Below are 18,500 nucleotides of genomic sequence, written 5' to 3' on the forward strand. Positions count from 1 at the left end.
ATGGCTATTTCAAAACAACAATTGATTAACTGGATTCCAAAGCAGCATAAAGCCCTATTTTCTGATGAAGATTTATATCTGCTTATTTCAAACGATTTAAGTTTTGAGGAAACTAATGCAGGTATAATAGTTAGCCAAAATGGAAAGGAAATAAGAAACGAAAAAACTTATAATCCAGTGTTGCCGGAAGAAGCTATTAAAAGTTATTTCCAACAACGCAAATGGCTTTCTGCAACCGGCAATGAAAGTGAAGGCACTAATCACATAAAAACATTAAGTCAGTTTGAGGATAAATGGATAAAAGATAATCCTGGTAAAAATATGGTTTCGCCTGAGTTTGACAATGCATTGCAAGATCACACAAACAAGATTGAAAATTTCGATTGGCACGGCTAATTTAGTTACCGGTGGTGAACGGGATTAAATAAGATGCATAGTTAGAAAGTCCAGCGGGGCTTAAACGTGCCCCCTGGCTTTAGACTAAAATTAAAGGAAGAAATTGAAATGAACAGACTGGAAAAAATAGGGATGCTAAAAGAACTACAGGCCGGTATAATTACTGTAGAAGATTTTAAACCAAAGGTTTTTTCAATCCATATGTCAAGTCCTAATATGGATAGCGTGCGCTTTATTAATGGTCGGGAGGTTGATCACGAAACCTACATGCGAGAAATTACAAAAGCCTCTGAAACAGATTCAGAATTTACCACGGATATACGCATTGATGGTGTGACGCTGGAAGATCGCTTCAAAAAACTTAAAAAGGCTTATGAATAATTGTAAGAAAACAATTCTAGCATATTGGAATAAGCTTCGCCTTTTGGTAGGGATTACCCAGGAAGTTAGAATAATAACGACTAAACAAAAAAACTTGCTGGAAGCCAGGTATTATAAAAGTTGCAGCGAATTACCACTAGATTTATTCATTATGCTTTTTAATGGATGCTATAATGTATTAATCATTTCTGGAAAGCCAACAAAGCAGCAAATTGAGCAGGCAAGTTTAGAAATTTTAAAAGAGTACAACGAATTAAACGCAAATAATGAAATGTTGTGCTTGATCAGGATGCAAAGAGATTTAGCATTTACTAATGATATTATAATAAATACTCAACATGCTTTGTATTTACACATAATGCAACCTTGTAAACAGAACATAGTAGTGTTAGAAAATTATGGATTTGAATTGACATATCCTGTGGATAACCCTGATACAAGCATTGCACAGATTCGAACAATACTTAGTGAGTTGTCAATTTTAATAGAAAGTCACAAACTGATGGAAAAAGAGTTTCAAGAATTTTGTGCAAGTTCTAAAGATGATAAAGTTGATGCAAAATATTTTATGCGCATGCTTACCAGGCTTTCAAAACATAGGGGCAAAATAATTGCATCTTCAGATATAACGGTCCGGCAATTCTGTATGATGTTGGAGGAATATTTAAAAGAACTTGTTAACAATAAAAAAGCACTAGACTATGCCAGTTAAAGGAAAAATATCAGAGTATTTTGATTTTGATAATCTTAACGAAGAAAAGAAAAAAGTTAAGGACGTAATTGCTGAATTTATTGCCGATATCAATAAAGGCGCAAATATTAAAATAAGTTTGGAAGGGGCTACTAAAGCCGGTGATATTGCAAAGGGGTATGATAATATGGCGGCCGCTGCCCAACGGGCAACAGCCGCATCGCAACAGGTTGCTGAATCACAAAAAAAGATTGCCGCCATAGTTACAAAGGCAGATATTGAAAGCCGCGTTGCCAAACAGGAATTAACCGCATCACTAAAACAGGAAGTGATTGCAACCAAAGCAGCAGAAGGATCTTACAACCTGTTAAATGCACAGTTAAAAACATTGTCAGCGCAATACCGGGCGCTAAGTGCTGCTGAAAGAGATTCCGCAGCGGGTAAAGATTTACAAAAAGATATTCTGGAAAAAAATACGCAGTTAAAAGCCCTGGATGAAAGCATGGGGAACCACCAACGTAATGTGGGTAATTATTCCAGTGCCTTAACTGGTTACGCCAATACGCTCCGTGGCTTGCGTGGTCCTACAAAATTATTAGGGGAAGCATTGGGCATAGGCGCACAGGAAGCTGATCAGTTCAGATTGGTTATTGAGCATGCCATACAAGGTTTAGCAGCTTTTTTTCGTGGTAAAGAAGCTAAAGCGGCCGCTGACACTGGTGCTGCTGCTGCTGCAACAGCCGATACTATTGCCACTGAGGCAAACAATGTTGCTACTGCACAAAATACAGCAACTACAGCAACCAACGCAACTACAACAGCTGCAGGTGCTGTTGTAGTTGAAGGGGCAGCCGTTGCACAAACTGAATTGGCTGTTGCTACTGCTGCCAGCAGTGGCGCTATGCGGATATTTAAAATTGCTGTTGCCAGTACTGGTATTGGCCTATTGCTGGTAGGTATAGGTTACCTGGTATACAAAATTATTGAGTACCGCAAGCAAATGGAAGAAGCAAATGCTATTACAAAATTGTTTGCTGAAGTAAATGCGGATGCTGCAAAAGAAGCGGGAAAAGAAGTGGGCTCTTTAAAAGTAGTACGGGCCGAAATTGAGAATACTACCATATCAATGGAAAAACGCCTGCAGGCAATTAAGAATTTAAAAGATGAGTACCCGGAACTATTAAAAAATACAACAGATGAAGCTTTACTGCAGGGTAAAGCTGCTGCTGCTTATGACTTGGTTGCAGCATCCATTTTAAAGAAAGCCCAGGCACAGGCAGCTGAAGCAAAAATACAAGAACTGGTATCTGCTAATCTGGATATCATGCTAAAAAATGATGCAAAAGCAGATGAAGTAAATAAAAAAATTCGCAATGCAAAGGATGATCAGGCAATAGCATCAGGTGGCAGTGCTGGCCTCGGTGGTAATTTTGGAGGTGTAAGCAAGCAGGCAAAACAAAAAGCTTACCTGGAGGAATACAACGATCAAAAAGCCCAAAACGAAAAACTGGTACAGCTTAACAATGATAAAATAAATGCTTTATTAAAACTAGCGGCTGTAAGCGAAAATATTGAAACTGATAAAACTAAAAAAGAAAAGACTGTTGCTGTTACGAAGGAATCATTAAAAGAATTACTGGATGCAAAATATGAATCTGATAAAATTGATTTGCAGCGACAAATAAAATTGCTTGATGAGGAAGAAAAAAATGATAAAAATAGTTATGAAAAAAGAATCAGTTTCTTAAACCAGGCTTCTACTGCAAAGCTGGCTTTAATTGATCTTGAAGAAAAGCAGGAACTTAAAAAAAATGCTGAAAAGGAAGTAGCACTGCAGGATAATTTAAAAAAGTCAAAGGGAACTGAACGCAATAATATTTTAAGGGATTTGCAAAATACAGAAGCTGAACGTACTATTATTCAGAAAAAGGCTGCCAATGAACGGTTAAATGTTTTTGATGAAAATGAAAAGCAGTTTAATGATTTGGCCAAGCATGCCAACGAAGATTATTTAAAAGGGCAAAAGTCTAAATATGAACGGGCTTTGCAACTTATAGAAGATGCGGGCCATAATCAAAAAGCAGCACTTGATAAGCAGTATTCTGAAGCCGGAGCCGGTTTGCAGGCCCGTTATGATGCGGGTGAAATATCACTTAAAAACTTCAACAAGAAAAAGGCAGATTTAGATTTTGCTTATGGCGTGGAATCATTGAAAATTGAAATTGATACTGCAAAAAAGAAGTTAGCTGTAAATGCTCTTTTACCGGTAGATAAGGCAAAAGCTTTGGAATCACTGGCCGCACTTGAAAAGAAATTACAGGATGATATTTTAGCGCATACAAAAAAGACAGAGGCAGAAAAACTTGCTGCCATGACAAAAACATTAAATGAAGTACAAAAAACTGCAACAGACGTTTTTGCACTAATTGATGGCTTGTTAAATGCCCAGGAGATCGCACAAAAAAACAGATTAAAAGATCAATCTGATGCTGCTGAAAAAAAGGCCGCCAGGGATATTGAAATTGTCAATGCAAGCACATTAAGCGAACAAGATAAGGCTGCTAAAATTACGGTAATTAATGCACGGCTGGCAGCTCAAAAGCAGCAAATAGCTTTAAAAGAAAAAGCTGCTGAGTTGGAACGGTTAAAATTCCAAAAAGCCCAAACTATTTTTAATATTATCCTCACAACCACTTTGGCTGTAATAAAAGCATATAGCGAAGGCGATCCTTTTACAAAGGTTGCCAGGGCAATATTGGCGGGCGCAGCTGGTGCGGCTCAGTTGGCAATTGCAATTGCAACGCCAATACCCAAGTACAAACATGGTACAAACTTTCACCCGGGCGGCCCCGCTATATTAGGTGATGGTTTTAAAAAAGAGTTGTGGCAGGCCCCGGATGGAACCAGCGGTGTATCTCCCGATAAACCAACACTGATGAATTTGCCCGCCGGGACAAAGGTATTTCCGGATGCCAATAAACTGGACCGTACTATGATGGCAAAGGTCGCAGCTCAGCATTTAGCTACGGTACCACGGGTTAATGAAAAAGACGGTATTACAATGGATGGCCTTGATAAAACAATGCATCTTGGTTTTACATCTGTTGTAAATGCAGTAAAAAATCAACCAAGAATAAAAATTAATGGCCGTTCTGGCTATGATATAATGTTTCAAAATGGAAATACGGAAGTGAAATATTTAAATGATAATCTTCACTAAGTAATAAACTGAATTGATCACCATAAATCAATTAGCAGTAAACCAGGTAATAATTAAATGAAAAGTCAATGCCCCAAAATTTAGAAGAATCGAAATCAGATGAAAATAAAGGTGGTGCTCCAACAAAGTACAAAAAGGAGTATGCAAGTCAGGCATATAAACTTTGTCTCCTGGGCTTTACAGACAAAGACCTGGCTTTTTACTTTGGCGTTGATGAACAAACCATAACCAATTGGAAAAAACAAAAACCGGGGTTTTTCGGGTCAGTCATGGCAGGTAAGCAAATCGCTGATGCAACCATCGCTGAAAGTTTCTTTAAAAGGGCAAAGGGGTATGATTACGATGAGATTACTTATGAGAAGGTAGATAGCAAACAAAACCTTGAAATTACCACAGATGGTCAAATAAAGGCTGAAGATACTTTTAAGAAAAAAATTGTTACAAAACATTTACCACCGGACGCCGGGGCCGCCATGAACTGGTTAAAAAATCGACAAAAGGAACTTTGGAGAGATAAGCAAGTAATTGAACTGGATTTTGATGCATTGACAGAGCAGCAGCTTGATACCATTATCGAACGTTTAAAGAAATCCGGATCATGAACCGCCTGGAAAAAATAAAACTGCTGAAAGCTTTGTCAGCCGGGCAAATAAAACTGGAAGATATTTTCCCGAAACATTACAGGATTTATATCCATGGATCAAAGCCTACCGAATTTTTTATTAATGATAAACCTGTTGAACCAGCATACTTTTATTCTTCACTCAGTATTACTTCGAACGGATTCAAAGAGATGAAAGCAGTAGTTCGAAATAGGTCAGAACCTGATAAAACCTGATAAAAAGGATGAATTGAAATGATCACTTTTTCTTTTTGGCAGCTTTAGCAGCCTTATTTTTAAAAGCTTCCACTGTATAGCCATGCTTAATAAGCAATTCAGCAATGGCTCCAATCTTTAATTGACCACTTTTAAATCTACTGAGATAAACCCGGTACTTGCTGCCGGCTGCGTCTTTTTCTTTAGCAATATTTTTAAATTCATCCGAATTTATTAATTCCGTAAATGCTTCTGTTAGTGTCATAAACTAAAGGTAAAAAAAATAAATAAAAAATGCTACATTTTGTTGCACTTATCAAATATTTAATTACTTTTGTGCTACATTTTGTTGCACTTCTCGTAACTATATTTATTAATAATCTAAAAACCATTGAAATGAAAAAACAATCAGAATTAGAAGAAGAAATGAAAAACCTGGTCGCACAAATGGCAGATTTATTTGCAGCCAACTTTACAACAAAAAGCCTTGCAATCTGGCTTATCCGTATCGGTGATATGGTCAATGAAAACTCAAAAAAGGTAAATGATCAAAGTGATGCAACTAGCTTTTTGTTTTCATTTACGAATTACCTTTTACCATCGTTGATTGAAGCAAAGTCGTTAGAAGAAAGCTTACAAGTAACCTTAAAAGAACTTCCAGAAGTTTTAAGTGCTAGCGGTGTAAATTCTTTAAAAGAAGCCATGGTACAAATTAATGCAGCTTTTTTAAATGTCTACAACGACAGGACTTATGCTCACTTGGAAATATTGGAAATAATGGGGCAAATTGGCTGTTTTATGGCCCTTGTTGAATTGTATATTGACTATCATTACTGGCACCTTGAATTGTATAAAATGCAAACTAAACAAGCAGCTTAAACCAAAATGTATTTTTATGAAAAGTAGAAAGAAGATTATAAAGCAGAACAATAAATCGATTGAAATCTTTTTTAGTACATATCGAAACGAAACAGAAAAAGAAATGACCGGTTTTTTATTTGATCTCCAGGGCTTATACCTTAAACAACCAGGCGTTAATATATCGGACGAATTAAAGGAAAAAGTGGCTATGCAGTTTACAATGCTTTATGACCTGGTTACCGGTATTAGCCCGATCCCTGCAAAGGAATAAAAAAATGAGACTCACTTCATGAAGTTAAAGCCTGCAATAAGCGGGCTTTTTTATTTTACGTGCCGGATGATAATGTGATCTTCAAGTACCGCGTTAAGTTCTTTGACCTTGTAATACTTTTTGCTTCCTAGCATAGAAACCGTAAGATTGTTATCAAGTGCCATGGCCAAAAAAGTGCTACTACCCATATTCATAAAGCTGCAAGCCTCATCAATACTTAACCAGGTTTTTACCGGGTACATTTCAGCAATTACTTTTTTAATTCTGCTTTTGCGGGTTGCTGGATCCATGAATATTAGCTTTTGAATGAAATGAATCAGTATAACTACGTCCCGGAATTTGTAGCGATTACAGGCGTATTAAGTTGTGTGCCATCAGGCAGTTTGATTTCAACCAAAAGTTTCTCTTGGCTTAGCTTATTGTCGGCATTTTTTTGTGCCCTGTACCACACGAACATTCCATAAATAAACAATACGAAACCAAAAAAACCGATTGCCCACATTGATTTTTCCCGAATTAAAATGTTGGTATGTAAATGAGCGAAATGTTCGTTATAACTACTAATGTCACTTTTGTCGATAAGTATTTCATAGTAAACTTTGTTTAAGGAATCAACTATTGGTTTTTTCGCGGAGTCCAATTTGGCGGTAAAAAAATACTTGTTTGCTTGAAGAGCTGAATCTTTTGATACGACTGTGTCAACGCTGGTTGTAAAATAGTAGCGGTGCTCAATTATACTTGTATCGCCAAGTTGAGTGAGCAAATCTTGTCTGACCTGATCCAGTTTCCAACGGTGAGCAGTTATTCGGCTTAGTTCTTTTTTTTCTTCGAAAATCTCTTGATTGTAAGGCCTAATGAAGAACTCTGAAAATGAAGCCGCGTAGATTACAGCAATTAAGCTAAGGGAAGTTAAGTATTTATTGAAGTTGTCAGACAGCAACGCTAGTTTCTCAAACATAAACTTATGTTAGTTAATTAGGTGAGGTTGAAAAGTTTGGTAAGATAAAAAGTATTTTTTTAATATGCAATAGACGTGTACTCGGTCCATTGGAAAATTAACACTAACTTTTTTTTGAGCAATTATATGACCTGGTGAATAAATTGGAAAGCCAGCTCAGCCGACGAAATAATGAAGTATAAAAAAATGATGGATGACGGTTCCCCAAATCTGCGGAGTCCGTTTGTTACATTGGGGATATGGAAGATAAACTAACAGACTTTGAACAATCTGAATACTACAATGCATGGCTGAAAAGCAAAACAGACTTAGCTATCGTTCTTTCTATACTCACATTCATTTTAGGTTTTGTAATTGTAAGAGCAGTCTATGTGCGCTAAGCGCTGTATATTTCTGCCCTGATATAATATTCCAGGCATGCTTGAATGTCAAATTGAAATCGGACTGTATCGTGCCCGTAGTTAGTCATCCGTCCTTCTAAATATCTCCACCTTAGTTTACCATCAACAGGTAGTTTATATTCTGTTTCCAGCAGTATGCTACCCCTTAGCCCATGCACCCGAATTTTTATAATCTGTTCATCTTTATATTCTACTTCTGCTTTCAAAAGGTATTGTTTACCCCTAAAAGAAACGTCCATTACCCACTCCATAAATACTAATTTAATTAGCAAATCTATGGCATTTTATTTCCTGTCCAATGTTATACATAGTTGCTCTTAATTACTGGGGCAGCTCCCGAATTGATTTTAAATATCATTGTTTCCATTGCTTCATAAAATATTAATTTGTAATATTGGACTATCCATTTTATAATATTTAATACTAACAGCTTATGCGAAAATTGCTCGCTATTATCATATCAGTTTACTGCTCCTCTTGCACCGGTCCCCAAAAAGAAAAAAAATTTGAAGACTATCCACTAGACATTCAACTGAAAGCAAAAAAGATGACAGACAGTCTCATACAAGCCAGCACCAAAGAAGCCTTATTTGATACTTTGGGATTGTCACAAGCACCAATAAAAGTCTTGTCTTCCCGATTGATAAAGCAAGAGTATTCAAATTATAAAGACATTTCATTAACCTATAAAAATGTTTCTGATAAAACAATTCAGGCTATCCGTTTCAGATGGTACGGAATAAATGCATTTAGTGAGCCCGCAGACATGGGAAGCTCTAGTTTAGTAGCGGGCTTTGGCAGTGGCTTTCAGGATGAACAGATAAGACCAGGTAAAACAAATTCAGGTGAATGGAGTATTATGAGCCGGGATGGAAAAAAAATTGTTTTAGCCTGGCCATATGAAGTTGCTTTTACTGATGGTAGTAAATGGAAATGCGGTAAACAATGAGTAAGGGTTTGTCAAGATCGGAATTGAAAACCCTGTTAACCGGGTTGGGCAATAAAGTTGCTTCACAAAGAAATATTAGAGGGAACACAGCTGAACAGCTGGCATTGAAATGCGACATGCAAACTCAGCTCCTACTTGACATGGAAGCCGGCAAAATAAATGTCAGGCTTTTAACTCTAAATAAAATTGGGAATGAACTTGACATTGATACCCAGGATTTAATGCCCGGAAATCAAGGGAGGTGAAGAAGCATTATGTCTGATTGTTACCATTAAAAGGAATAAAGAAAAATATAGGCATTTTTCAGATTTACCGCCGGCACTATTTATTTTCTGGTATCAGATAAAATAACCCTATTTTACTTTCTAAAAATTTGATGGAAATAAGAATTCTTTCGGAGTTATCCGGGATACAAATTGCAGAAGTGACAGATGAACCCATTTTTTCAAATGTAAAAATTGCCTGTTGTCACGACGCTCTTGATCAAAGAATATTTGATAAATATCTGCAGGTTCAGATCGGTCTAATGCATATTCCCAGGTTTGTAGGTCGGCCGTACTTTTGGGACGTTGCAAATGTCGATGCTGATACATCAATTTCAAAAGTCAATGCTGAGGTCCATAGTGGCCTGGTGAACTTAATCGGTTTTCTTTGGTTCGTTAAAGATACAAGCGCAAATGTAATGTCCACTTTTTCTTACGCACCTGAACTGCATGAAGAAAATCTGTTTCAGCTGTCAACCACAAATCATTTTACTAACGCCACGGGTGACTATGCAGATACAGTTTTTGACAGGCTAGATTTTATCTACGCAGGCGAAGTTTTTAAAATAATCTCTAAGCTAACGGAAGACTCTGTCCAAACTGACCTGCATTCTGCGCAGCCAACTAAGCATGGAATACAACCTTCTAAATTTAATCATACACTTTATAACACAACCAACAGAATTCAGAGAGCATTATCATTTCTTGTCTTGGCAAGATCACAGTCTTTTCTGCCATTAAAAATTTCATTCTATACAGCAATGCTTGAATGTTTATTTACGACAGACAGTAGCGAAGTTTCACATAAGACTGCTGAACGAACTGCATTTTATTTCGATTGGCCCGACAGGTATGAGGTTTATGAAATTATTAAACTTGCTTATGGATTAAGATCAAAATTTTTCCACGGACAAATACTGGAAAACAAAGTCGCAACCCTGGAAAAGCAAAAAGACCTTTCAGTAAAATTAGATGATATTATTAGGAAAGTTCTAATAAGCATTTTATTCAATAATTCTGCTGTATTTGCAGACGATGACCGGTTGAATGCATTTTTAAATTCAAAAATATTTGCTTCATCAAAACCAAATGACATGTATAGTTTAAAGTCAAAAGAGAAGAATTCTAGTCAAATGAAAAAGAAAAAGCGTAACGACTAGACGATGCATATTTCCTACAACCGACGCTTACGGAAAACAACAGCCCTGTAAATTATCCTGATAATGTCAAACTATCAGTTTTTACAATTTTTGTTACACTGTTGTTACACGGAAATTATAAAATCGCCTACCAGTAAGAATTATAAATGTTTGTATTGTTCCAGTTCTGGGCACAAAAAAGGGCTGATGTAAAAACACCGCCCTGATAAGTTAAAATGTCACTAGGTGACTTTGCAAAAATATAATAATATAAACTATCTCTACAGAGAGATTTGATCAAATGTCAAAGATAGACTCGCTTGCTTTTTCTTGCAAGCAGCCCTGGCTTTATCTCGTCTTCTAACGTCAGGCCAATCACTGCAGCATGTGCAGGATTTGTGCCATCTGATAATGGATCATGAAGTGTGTTTAATGGCTCGATTTCAAGGACAGAAATGTTGCTAATTTCGAACAAAAAATATTTAGATGGATCTACAATTGACGCTGATGCATTAGTAAGAGATTTTACGTCCACTGACAATTCACCATTATCATTTTCCCGCAATTTAAATACACGAGAAGTTGCTGTACCGTCTGGATTCATGTATCTACGTACTGGATTTGAATACCCTCGTCTATAAAGCCATTCACTAAGGTCAACCGGTTTTCTTTCAGGCATTAATTAGTGGTTTTTGATTTAGCCAGGTAAGTAAGTCAGGCAAGTCACCAGCAGTAAATGCGGACTGTTCAGCATGGCCTTTTTCAGGAAATTTTACAGCTATTGAAATATTTGAATAAAAAATTATTTCAATAGACTTTGCCTTGTTCCTACTCCTTATATCGATCATTACCTCGCCATTGGGACCAGGAGCGGTATGGAATATTTTTTGCCCGTGTTTATCTAATAATGAAGTGATAGCTTTCGCTTTTTCAATTGCAATAATTGATGGGGCTTTCGCACCCTCATCATCCCAGTTGTCATTCAGTGTTGCAAATTCATTTAGTAAATTCATGATGGTACCGTTTAAGATATATTGTTCACCATACATAATAATCAAACTAGCAGCTGAAGTAGGATTATCTTCGGATGTATGACCTCTTACAGATGATAACGGCCATGCGGAAATAAATTGTGCAGTTGAAGAATAATTATCGATCAAGGCTGGCATAAAAATCGGGATTTAGCATGTTTTTAAACATATTTGATGCAGCGGTATGTGCACTTTCAAGCCATTTTAATATTTCGTGTTCTTTAAAACTTCCCTTTTTCTCTACAGTAGTTGTCCAAATAACAGAACGATTTTGATTTTGGTTATTAACTCCAGTTGCAATAGTTAAATGTAGCTCAGATCCATCCTCCAATTCGAAACTTTGAAACAAGTTAATATTTTTTGGTTTACCAGGTAATGGATAATTTGACTGAATGTTCGTTCGAAGGTTTGCTTCAATAAAAGGTATGGAGTGTTCTTCATTCACATCTACTGCATCCACATACAGCAATTTCATTCTGTTAAAATTCAAAGGCTCATCGTATGAAGAAATCATTTTTTCAATTGCATCTAATACAATCGGCTTATAAGTAGCTTCCCACTGATAACCCGCCTCTACGTCGTTTACTGCTAACAGCCCCAACCCATGCTGCACAGCCGGCCACCTGAATTCTCCTGTCCAATATTGATGTAAAGGGGTGCCAAATACTTTAAATGGTATGCCATCCGGCACCATCTTTTTATGTACCGGATATTTAGATTTTACCTTTTCCGCGAATTTTCCTTGAGCTAAATCAAATCCCTCATCAACCTGAACAGTAGCATTTTCCAAATTACTGGTCCAATGTAGTTCAAAAATAACTTCTTTGAGTGGTGCATTTTTTAACTTTGCCTGGCTCATATTACAAATCTAGTTTTAAAAGTAGCAATTTTTGATGATGCTTAAAGATTAACAATAAAAATATTAAAAAGTTTGCTACCCTTTTTGCTACCTAATAATTAGATAAATAACAAAACCCGCTACTACAACGGGTTTATATATTCTATAAGCGGAGAGTAAGAGATTCGAACTCTTGATACAGTTTCCCATATACACACTTTCCAGGCGTGCTCCTTCAACCACTCGGACAACTCTCCTTTTTTTCAGGACGGCAAAAATACAGCATCGGTTTTTATAAGCCGAATATTTTTTCAGCATTGGCGGTTGTAACAACGGCCACTTCTTCTTCTGTACAGTTTTTTATGGCTGCAATTTTCGACACAATGTATTTTAAGTAGCTGCTTTCATTTCTTTTCCCTCTGAATGGTACGGGTGTTAAATAAGGTGCGTCTGTTTCCAATACCAGGTGTGCCAAATCGATCTTTTCCAAAACTTCTGCTACACCGGCGTTTTTATAAGTAACTACCCCCCCAATACCCAAATAAAAACCAGCCTTGATGATTTCCCGGGCGCTTTCGTAACTCCCGCTGAAGCAGTGAAAAATGCCACGTATTCCTTTGGGTACATATTCTTTTACCAGGTTAATTGTTTCCTGCATCGCATTCCTGGTATGGATGACTATGGGCAAGTTATGGTGGATGGCCCAATCCATTTGTATCCTGAAGGCTTCATATTGCTCTGTGACGAAGCTTTTATCCCAATAAAAATCCAGGCCAATTTCGCCTACTGCTGCAAACTTTCTTTTGCCAAGCCATTGCTGAACAATTTCCAGTTCCGCCTTGTAATTTTCCCTCACATAACAGGGATGCAACCCGATCATGGCAATACATCTGCCTGGATATTTTTCCTCCAGCGAAAACATAGCATCTATAGAATTGCTGTCGATTGCTGGCAGGTAAAATTTTTCTACTCCCGCTGAAATTGCAACGTCTATAATCCTCTCAATATCACCAACAAATTCTTTGGCGTATAAATGGCAGTGGGTATCTATTAATTTCATACCTGCAAAATAATGTGTTAGTTATCAAAATGTACTAAAAATACAAACTGCATAAAACCCCTGTTATAAATGACAAAATATTGTTAAAATAATATTGTTAATTCAGAAACTACTTAGTACCTTTCGGCCAGTTTTCATAGGGTACGGATTAAAAACGGGCCAGGGTTTCTACCCCGGCCCACTTTTTTTGATGTATAGAGAATCGACAAAATCAAATAATTAGCCCATTAATTTACGCAATCTATTTTCTCAAAGTTATAACCAAGACGTGAAAAATGCTGCACCATTTTTGGTAGCGCAAATTGTAAATTTTCAAATGCTTTTTCACTGTCGTGAAACACTACAATAGAACCATTCCCGGTATTTTCGAGCACATTTCTACAGCATTTTTCCGGCGTTATTTTTATGTCAAAATCTGCGCTTAAAACACTCCACATAATTACTTTTAATGTGGGTTGTTTTACTGACAACGCCTTTAATTGTTTGAAACTGATTTTTCCATAAGGTGGCCGAAAAAGGTTGGTCTTGATTAATTGCTGTGCCTGCTCAATATTTTCAATGTACATTCCAACCGGTGTTTTCCAGCCATTCAAATGATTGAATGTATGATTCCCGACAGCATGACCTCCAGCCAATATTTGCTGATACACTTCCGGATATGCTGCCACATTTTTGCCAATACAAAAAAAGGTTGCCCTGGCATTGTATTTTTCCAGTACTTCCAGTACAAATTTCGTTGCAACCGGATGCGGACCATCATCAAAACTGAGATATATTTTTTTTTCGGCGATGTTCATCTGCCAGGTGCAACCGGAGTAAATTTTTTTCAGCCATCCGGGCGTTTTGATAAAATAAAACATACGCTATTTTTATGCGAAGGCTTATTAAAAATGCGGACAATATCACGCCGTAAGCCGTCATCACAAAGCTATTACTATTATTATCACAGGGGTGTTTAATAATAATATTTAAAAAAAATCCTGATAAGCAAACTGGCTTCAACCAAAAGATTACTTCCTATTTCTTCCAGCGGTTTTGGTGCTGCTTTATAAACGACAAAGAGATTGCCTCTTCATTTGAGACAACCTCTTTATACAATATTTATCTATAATCAGTAAGGTAAAATAACTGTTTTAGTTACTCCATTTACACCCTGCCATACAGCCTTAAAATAAAAACTTCCATTGGGGCATGTAACAGGTGTGCCTGTTGCATCCAGTCCGAAAGTTACTGTTACATCGGCTACCAATTTGCTGTGTACAACGGTACCGCTTACCAATCTGAAATCACAATCCTGCCTGATCACCAGCGGCTGACTGATAGCAGTTACAAAGGCATTGCCAAAGCGATTGGTACCCCATTCTGCTATGCCGTTTACGCCCGCTTCTGTGTGTGTACCGGTTGTAGTGATTACGGAACCATTATTGTAAGTGAAAACTCTTTGTTTGGCTACTTGCCAGATCCTTTGCTTGCCATTGTCAAAAGTAACTGAATCTGTACCGGAAATGGTATGGGTAATTGATCCTGATGACAGTTGGCTAAGCTTTCCGCCACTTACATTGGTGATAGTTTTTAGACCATTGATAACAATACTTTTACCGTCACTTACCCTTGTAACTTTTAAGTTTTGTGTATTAACCGTTAATACAGCCCCTGCATCTTTCCAATGTGTTCCTATTGGCATTGACATCACTACTACACCAGTTAGCGTGCGCTTGCCCGAACAGCTGGTGCCATTATAGGTAATTGTAATTCTTCTGATCCCATTGGCAGAATCGGCTACTGCAGTTGCGTTGCATGGCATTCCCTGTACGCCTTCCATTCTGCCGTTAAAAGCTGCGTTATTATCCAGGTAGGCATTAACATCATTTTCAACTGCGTCGGAAGTAGAGGAAACATTCGACTGATCGTCGGTTTGTGCAGTTAACTCTGTAGTGGGGTCGGTTGTCGTGGTAGTTGTATCTGTTTTTTTACAGCTTACAAATGAAATCGCCGTTATTAAACTAATAGCAGCGATTGAACGGATTTTTACTTGCATGATTTTTTTTGGCTTTTTTAATGAACGATATTTTATAGATGAATATTTTGTACAGAAGTTTAACTGCTCGTTAATAATCTGCGAAAAAATTATCGGCGGTTCATAAAGATTGCATACGGCAGCCCTTGCTTACAGACTGGTTTTTGGTCCCCCCTCTTTATACAAAACTTGTTGTCTTGCCTGGGCGATATTGAGAAATTGAACCAAAACACTATTTGCCGTCTTCCTATCTTTGCAATATGTCAAAAAAAGTAAGAGTTAGATTTGCTCCCAGCCCGACCGGAGGATTACATTTGGGAGGCGTGCGTACCGTATTATTTAATTATTTATTTGCCAGGCAGCACGATGGTGATTTTATAGTAAGAATTGAAGACACCGATCAAAACAGATTTGTTAAAGGCGCAGAAGCTTATATTTTTGAATGCCTGCAATGGTGTGGTTTAAACCCGGACGAAAGTGTATTACAGGGCGGTCCTTATGCCCCGTACCGCCAAAGCGAACGAAAAGAAATATACCGGCAGTATGCGGAACAGCTGGTAAAAGATGGCCGTGCTTATTACGCTTTTGATACCCCGGCCGAGTTGGAACGCATGCGTGACCTGCTGAAAACAAAAGGCAGCAGCAGTTTGCAATATGATCATCATGTGCGCATGAATATGAATAATTCTCTGCGACTTTTACCGGAAGAAACACAACAACTACTCGATGCCGGAACCCCTTACGTGGTGCGCATTAAAATAAATCCGGATGAATTTGTTCCCTTTACCGATATGATAAGGGGAGAAATTTCCTTTGACACCAACGCAGTAGATGATAAGGTATTGCTGAAAGCAGATGGCATGCCTACTTATCATCTGGCAGTAGTGGTGGATGATTTTTTAATGAAAATAACACACGCTTTCCGTGGTGAAGAATGGTTACCAAGTGCACCTGTGCACATTCTGTTATGGCAATATCTGTTTGGCCTGGAGAATATGCCACAATGGGCGCATCTTCCATTAATATTGAAACCGGATGGTAATGGCAAGCTTAGTAAAAGAGATGGCGACCGCCTTGGGTTTCCAGTGTATGCAATGGACTGGGCCGATCCTGTGACAAAAGAAATAACCAAAGGTTTTAAGGAAATTGGCTTTTTGCCGGAAGCTTTTATTAACCTGCTGGCTGTGCTGGGGTGGAATGATGGAACAGAGCAGGAGATTTTTTCTATGGAGGAGTTGATAGCAAAATTTAATATCGAAAAAGTACATAAGGGTGGCGCCAAATTCGATTTTGAAAAAGCCAAATGGTTTAATCATGAGTGGATAAAGAAACTGGATGTGAGTCACTATGCAGAAAGGGTAAAAAATATTTTTGAATCAAAAGGCATAACGATAGCGGATGATGCTTATTTAAAAAAGGTCATGGAACTGGTAAAAGAGCGTTGTACCTTATTACCCGATTTTTTTACCCAGGGCAATTTCTTTTTTCAGGCACCGGCTACCGTTGACACAACGTCTATACAGCCAAAATGGGACGAAAAGAAAAACATGTTTTTTGTAGAATTAATAAAATCATGGCAATTAAGCACATTGTGGAATTCAGGTGAACTGGAAATAAGTTTTAAAGAACTGGCCGCAGCGAACCAGCTAAAAACAGGCGAGCTGATGTTGCCCTTACGCCTTATGCTGGTGGGTGGAAAATTTGGTCCGGGTGTTTTTGAGATAGCTTCAGCAATTGGTAAAGAGAGCACAATAAAAAGAATTGAATATACATTAGCATTGCTTCAATAATTGATTCATCAAATGCCTCACACATGACAAGACCAATAAGGGTGCTGGTAGCTAAAGTTGGACTGGATGGCCACGATAGGGGCGCCAAAATAATTGCCACAGCATTGAGAGATGCCGGCATGGAAGTTATCTATACCGGCTTGCGGCAAACCCCTGAGATGGTGGTGAATGCTGCATTACAGGAAGATGTGGACGCAATTGGCATCAGTATACTCAGCGGTGCACACAATACTGTTTTTCCAAAAGTGATTGCCTTGATGAAGGAAAAACAAATGGATGATGTGTTACTTACAGGCGGTGGCATTATACCGGATGAGGATATGGAAGCATTGAATAAAATTGGTGTAGGCAAATTATTTGCACCGGGCGCCACCACCAGCGAGATAGCATCGTACATTAAGGATTGGGTAAAATTGAACAGAAATTTTTAGTATCAGATAGATTTTAAAATTACCTCCACTTCTTTCCCTTGTTAATTTCTATTGCTATGATCTGCAAACGATAATATAAAATAACATGAGTCATTCAACTTTACTTACGTCTTTGGAAAACGGTATTTTTACCATCACTATCAACAGGCCTGATAAATTAAACGCTTTAAATAAAGATGTGTTTGCTGATCTTGACAATGTGATAGATGAAATACAAAACAATCCATCAATCAAATCTGCAATCATTACCGGCGCAGGCAATAAAGCTTTTGTTGCCGGGGCAGATATTACAGAATTCAATGGCCTTGATAAAGCAGGGGCCATGGCGCTCGCAACAAAAGGGCAGGATATTTTTTTTAAAATAGAGAGGAGTGCCAAGCCTATAATAGCCGCTGTGAACGGCTTTGCTTTGGGTGGAGGATGTGAGCTGGCAATGGCTTGTCATTTCCGGGTTGCCAGCGACAACGCTAAATTTGGTCAGCCGGAAGTAAACCTTGGTTTAATACCGGGTTATGGCGGTACGCAACGTTTAACCCAATTGATAGGAAAGGGCCGTTCAATAGAATTACTCATTAGTGGCAGCATGATTGATGCGGCTACAGCCCTGCAATACGGTTTGGTAAACTATGTTGTTTCCCCAGACGAATTATTACCTAAGGCCAAAGCGATTTTAACGCTCGTTAATACAAAAGCACCGCTTGCAATCGCAGCATGTATACAGGCCGCAAATGCTGTTTACGATTCAACGTCCAATGGCTATGCTACCGAAATAAATGCCTTTGGTAACTGCTTTGCAACGGAAGATATGAAGGAAGGAACAAGTGCATTTTTAGAAAAGCGAAAGGCTTTGTTCACCGGCAAATAACCTCAGTAGTTCCATCCTGCATATAATTGCAACACCAATCTTCATAGAGATGAGCCTGTGCAGGCATGCCGTCAGCTGTTGCTATGATTACAGCAGTTACCCCGCTTTCCAAATGCCTATG

At 38.0% G+C, this 18,500-nt stretch carries 23 protein-coding genes and 1 tRNA gene; 13 read left to right on the forward strand and 11 right to left on the reverse strand.

The genetic code is table 11. From position 1 onward, the window contains the following. The 6 genes from QWZ08_RS24985 (at nt 1) to QWZ08_RS25010 (ending at nt 5,526) form a co-directional block, all read left to right on the forward strand. Nucleotides 1-396, forward strand: coding sequence for a hypothetical protein (locus QWZ08_RS24985; protein ID WP_290340380.1), 396 nt, complete (start codon nt 1-3; stop codon nt 394-396). 108 nt (nt 397-504) lie between these two features. Further along, complete coding sequence (locus tag QWZ08_RS24990) at nt 505-777, forward strand: hypothetical protein (RefSeq protein WP_290340382.1); 273 nt, start codon at nt 505-507, stop codon at nt 775-777. Then, on the forward strand, nt 770-1,489 hold the full coding sequence (locus QWZ08_RS24995; protein WP_290340385.1) for a hypothetical protein: 720 nt from the start codon (nt 770-772) through the stop codon (nt 1,487-1,489). Before QWZ08_RS24990 ends, QWZ08_RS24995 begins: the two co-directional genes overlap by 8 nt. Further along, nucleotides 1,479-4,688 (forward strand): hypothetical protein, encoded by a 3,210-nt coding sequence (locus QWZ08_RS25000; RefSeq protein ID WP_290340387.1) that lies wholly within the window; start codon nt 1,479-1,481, stop codon nt 4,686-4,688. Before QWZ08_RS24995 ends, QWZ08_RS25000 begins: the two co-directional genes overlap by 11 nt. Nucleotides 4,689-4,756: 68 nt before the next feature. Then, a complete protein-coding gene (locus tag QWZ08_RS25005; protein ID WP_290340389.1) occupies nt 4,757-5,290 on the forward strand; it encodes a hypothetical protein in 534 nt (177 codons plus the stop codon). Next, nucleotides 5,287-5,526 (forward strand): hypothetical protein, encoded by a 240-nt coding sequence (locus tag QWZ08_RS25010; protein ID WP_290340391.1) that lies wholly within the window; start codon nt 5,287-5,289, stop codon nt 5,524-5,526. The genes QWZ08_RS25005 and QWZ08_RS25010 overlap by 4 nt, the downstream gene beginning before the upstream one ends. Before the next feature lie 22 nt (nt 5,527-5,548). On the opposite strand, the gene QWZ08_RS25015 is transcribed toward QWZ08_RS25010, so the two are convergent. Further along, the gene (locus tag QWZ08_RS25015; protein ID WP_290340392.1) at nt 5,549-5,770 is read right to left on the reverse strand and encodes a hypothetical protein; all 222 of its coding nucleotides are present in this window, start codon (nt 5,768-5,770) and stop codon (nt 5,549-5,551) included. A 131-nt stretch (nt 5,771-5,901) separates the two neighbouring features. Here QWZ08_RS25015 and QWZ08_RS25020 point away from each other — a divergent pair, with 131 nt between their 5' ends. Both QWZ08_RS25020 and QWZ08_RS25025 read left to right on the forward strand, forming a co-directional pair. Further along, on the forward strand, nt 5,902-6,384 hold the full coding sequence (locus tag QWZ08_RS25020; RefSeq protein ID WP_290340394.1) for a hypothetical protein: 483 nt from the start codon (nt 5,902-5,904) through the stop codon (nt 6,382-6,384). Between the two features lie 16 nt (nt 6,385-6,400). Beyond that, entirely contained in the window at nt 6,401-6,637 is a 237-nt protein-coding gene (locus QWZ08_RS25025; RefSeq protein ID WP_290340396.1) for a hypothetical protein, read from the forward strand. Between the two features lie 50 nt (nt 6,638-6,687). Here the strand turns inward: QWZ08_RS25025 and QWZ08_RS25030 are convergent, their stop codons facing one another. The 3 genes from QWZ08_RS25030 to QWZ08_RS25040 all read right to left on the reverse strand — a co-directional run bounded on the left by QWZ08_RS25030 (nt 6,688) and on the right by QWZ08_RS25040 (nt 8,247). Then, a complete protein-coding gene (locus QWZ08_RS25030; protein ID WP_290340398.1) occupies nt 6,688-6,927 on the reverse strand; it encodes a hypothetical protein in 240 nt (79 codons plus the stop codon). Between the two features lie 35 nt (nt 6,928-6,962). Continuing rightward, nucleotides 6,963-7,595, reverse strand: coding sequence for a hypothetical protein (locus tag QWZ08_RS25035; protein WP_290340400.1), 633 nt, complete (start codon nt 7,593-7,595; stop codon nt 6,963-6,965). Nucleotides 7,596-7,971: 376 nt separating this feature from the next. Then, nucleotides 7,972-8,247, reverse strand: coding sequence for a hypothetical protein (locus QWZ08_RS25040; RefSeq protein WP_290340403.1), 276 nt, complete (start codon nt 8,245-8,247; stop codon nt 7,972-7,974). A gap of 182 nt (nt 8,248-8,429) precedes the next feature. Here QWZ08_RS25040 and QWZ08_RS25045 point away from each other — a divergent pair, with 182 nt between their 5' ends. Together QWZ08_RS25045 and QWZ08_RS25050 are read left to right on the forward strand one after the other, a co-directional pair. After that, the gene (locus QWZ08_RS25045; RefSeq protein ID WP_290340405.1) at nt 8,430-8,945 is read left to right on the forward strand and encodes a hypothetical protein; all 516 of its coding nucleotides are present in this window, start codon (nt 8,430-8,432) and stop codon (nt 8,943-8,945) included. 376 nt (nt 8,946-9,321) lie between these two features. Further along, entirely contained in the window at nt 9,322-10,368 is a 1,047-nt protein-coding gene (locus tag QWZ08_RS25050) for a HEPN domain-containing protein (RefSeq protein WP_290340408.1), read from the forward strand. Nucleotides 10,369-10,651: 283 nt separating this feature from the next. Here QWZ08_RS25050 and QWZ08_RS25055 read toward each other — a convergent pair whose 3' ends face one another. The 7 genes from QWZ08_RS25055 to QWZ08_RS25085 form a co-directional block, all read right to left on the reverse strand. Then, nucleotides 10,652-11,026: a hypothetical protein gene (locus QWZ08_RS25055; RefSeq protein WP_290340410.1), complete on the reverse strand. Its 375-nt coding sequence runs from the start codon at nt 11,024-11,026 to the stop codon at nt 10,652-10,654. Then, nucleotides 11,019-11,516 (reverse strand): hypothetical protein, encoded by a 498-nt coding sequence (locus QWZ08_RS25060; RefSeq protein ID WP_290340413.1) that lies wholly within the window; start codon nt 11,514-11,516, stop codon nt 11,019-11,021. The genes QWZ08_RS25055 and QWZ08_RS25060 overlap by 8 nt, the downstream gene beginning before the upstream one ends. Then, entirely contained in the window at nt 11,497-12,237 is a 741-nt protein-coding gene (locus QWZ08_RS25065; RefSeq protein ID WP_290340415.1) for a TIGR04255 family protein, read from the reverse strand. Before QWZ08_RS25065 ends, QWZ08_RS25060 begins: the two co-directional genes overlap by 20 nt. Nucleotides 12,238-12,386: 149 nt before the next feature. Then, nucleotides 12,387-12,473 (reverse strand) — tRNA-Ser (locus QWZ08_RS25070). A 35-nt stretch (nt 12,474-12,508) separates the two neighbouring features. Continuing rightward, the gene (locus QWZ08_RS25075; RefSeq protein WP_290340419.1) at nt 12,509-13,276 is read right to left on the reverse strand and encodes a TatD family hydrolase; all 768 of its coding nucleotides are present in this window, start codon (nt 13,274-13,276) and stop codon (nt 12,509-12,511) included. A gap of 227 nt (nt 13,277-13,503) precedes the next feature. Continuing rightward, entirely contained in the window at nt 13,504-14,136 is a 633-nt protein-coding gene (locus QWZ08_RS25080) for a polysaccharide deacetylase family protein (RefSeq protein WP_290340420.1), read from the reverse strand. Between the two features lie 251 nt (nt 14,137-14,387). Continuing rightward, on the reverse strand, nt 14,388-15,314 hold the full coding sequence (locus QWZ08_RS25085) for a hypothetical protein (RefSeq protein WP_290340421.1): 927 nt from the start codon (nt 15,312-15,314) through the stop codon (nt 14,388-14,390). 239 nt (nt 15,315-15,553) lie between these two features. Between QWZ08_RS25085 and gltX the strand changes: the two genes are divergently transcribed. The 3 genes from gltX to QWZ08_RS25100 all read left to right on the forward strand — a co-directional run bounded on the left by gltX (nt 15,554) and on the right by QWZ08_RS25100 (nt 18,379). Continuing rightward, nucleotides 15,554-17,083 (forward strand): glutamate--tRNA ligase, encoded by a 1,530-nt coding sequence (gene gltX / locus QWZ08_RS25090; protein WP_290340423.1) that lies wholly within the window; start codon nt 15,554-15,556, stop codon nt 17,081-17,083. Between the two features lie 23 nt (nt 17,084-17,106). Then, the gene (locus QWZ08_RS25095; protein WP_290340424.1) at nt 17,107-17,514 is read left to right on the forward strand and encodes a cobalamin B12-binding domain-containing protein; all 408 of its coding nucleotides are present in this window, start codon (nt 17,107-17,109) and stop codon (nt 17,512-17,514) included. 85 nt (nt 17,515-17,599) lie between these two features. Continuing rightward, nucleotides 17,600-18,379 carry an enoyl-CoA hydratase/isomerase family protein gene (locus tag QWZ08_RS25100; protein WP_290340425.1) on the forward strand — a complete coding sequence of 260 codons (780 nt, stop codon included), beginning with the start codon at nt 17,600-17,602 and terminating at the stop codon, nt 18,377-18,379. Nucleotides 18,380-18,500: the final 121 nt, after the last annotated feature.

The sequence above is a fragment of the Ferruginibacter paludis genome (genome assembly GCF_030409685.1).
Lineage (GTDB): Bacteria > Bacteroidota > Bacteroidia > Chitinophagales > Chitinophagaceae > Ferruginibacter > Ferruginibacter paludis.

Bases quoted from the DNA above. Each gene is read 5' to 3' on its own strand.
- QWZ08_RS24985 (WP_290340380.1), top strand. From the start codon at position 1: ATGGCTATTTCAAAACAACAATTGATTAACTGGATTCCAAAGCAGCAT.
- QWZ08_RS24990 (WP_290340382.1), top strand. From the start codon at position 505: ATGAACAGACTGGAAAAAATAGGGATGCTAAAAGAACTACAGGCCGGT.
- QWZ08_RS24995 (WP_290340385.1), top strand. From the start codon at position 770: ATGAATAATTGTAAGAAAACAATTCTAGCATATTGGAATAAGCTTCGC.
- QWZ08_RS25000 (WP_290340387.1), top strand. From the start codon at position 1,479: ATGCCAGTTAAAGGAAAAATATCAGAGTATTTTGATTTTGATAATCTT.
- QWZ08_RS25005 (WP_290340389.1), top strand. From the start codon at position 4,757: ATGCCCCAAAATTTAGAAGAATCGAAATCAGATGAAAATAAAGGTGGT.
- QWZ08_RS25010 (WP_290340391.1), top strand. From the start codon at position 5,287: ATGAACCGCCTGGAAAAAATAAAACTGCTGAAAGCTTTGTCAGCCGGG.
- QWZ08_RS25015 (WP_290340392.1), bottom strand. From the start codon at position 5,770: ATGACACTAACAGAAGCATTTACGGAATTAATAAATTCGGATGAATTT.
- QWZ08_RS25020 (WP_290340394.1), top strand. From the start codon at position 5,902: ATGAAAAAACAATCAGAATTAGAAGAAGAAATGAAAAACCTGGTCGCA.
- QWZ08_RS25025 (WP_290340396.1), top strand. From the start codon at position 6,401: ATGAAAAGTAGAAAGAAGATTATAAAGCAGAACAATAAATCGATTGAA.
- QWZ08_RS25030 (WP_290340398.1), bottom strand. From the start codon at position 6,927: ATGGATCCAGCAACCCGCAAAAGCAGAATTAAAAAAGTAATTGCTGAA.
- QWZ08_RS25035 (WP_290340400.1), bottom strand. From the start codon at position 7,595: ATGTTTGAGAAACTAGCGTTGCTGTCTGACAACTTCAATAAATACTTA.
- QWZ08_RS25040 (WP_290340403.1), bottom strand. From the start codon at position 8,247: ATGGAGTGGGTAATGGACGTTTCTTTTAGGGGTAAACAATACCTTTTG.
- QWZ08_RS25045 (WP_290340405.1), top strand. From the start codon at position 8,430: ATGCGAAAATTGCTCGCTATTATCATATCAGTTTACTGCTCCTCTTGC.
- QWZ08_RS25050 (WP_290340408.1), top strand. From the start codon at position 9,322: ATGGAAATAAGAATTCTTTCGGAGTTATCCGGGATACAAATTGCAGAA.
- QWZ08_RS25055 (WP_290340410.1), bottom strand. From the start codon at position 11,026: ATGCCTGAAAGAAAACCGGTTGACCTTAGTGAATGGCTTTATAGACGA.
- QWZ08_RS25060 (WP_290340413.1), bottom strand. From the start codon at position 11,516: ATGCCAGCCTTGATCGATAATTATTCTTCAACTGCACAATTTATTTCC.
- QWZ08_RS25065 (WP_290340415.1), bottom strand. From the start codon at position 12,237: ATGAGCCAGGCAAAGTTAAAAAATGCACCACTCAAAGAAGTTATTTTT.
- QWZ08_RS25075 (WP_290340419.1), bottom strand. From the start codon at position 13,276: ATGAAATTAATAGATACCCACTGCCATTTATACGCCAAAGAATTTGTT.
- QWZ08_RS25080 (WP_290340420.1), bottom strand. From the start codon at position 14,136: ATGTTTTATTTTATCAAAACGCCCGGATGGCTGAAAAAAATTTACTCC.
- QWZ08_RS25085 (WP_290340421.1), bottom strand. From the start codon at position 15,314: ATGCAAGTAAAAATCCGTTCAATCGCTGCTATTAGTTTAATAACGGCG.
- gltX (WP_290340423.1), top strand. From the start codon at position 15,554: ATGTCAAAAAAAGTAAGAGTTAGATTTGCTCCCAGCCCGACCGGAGGA.
- QWZ08_RS25095 (WP_290340424.1), top strand. From the start codon at position 17,107: ATGACAAGACCAATAAGGGTGCTGGTAGCTAAAGTTGGACTGGATGGC.
- QWZ08_RS25100 (WP_290340425.1), top strand. From the start codon at position 17,600: ATGAGTCATTCAACTTTACTTACGTCTTTGGAAAACGGTATTTTTACC.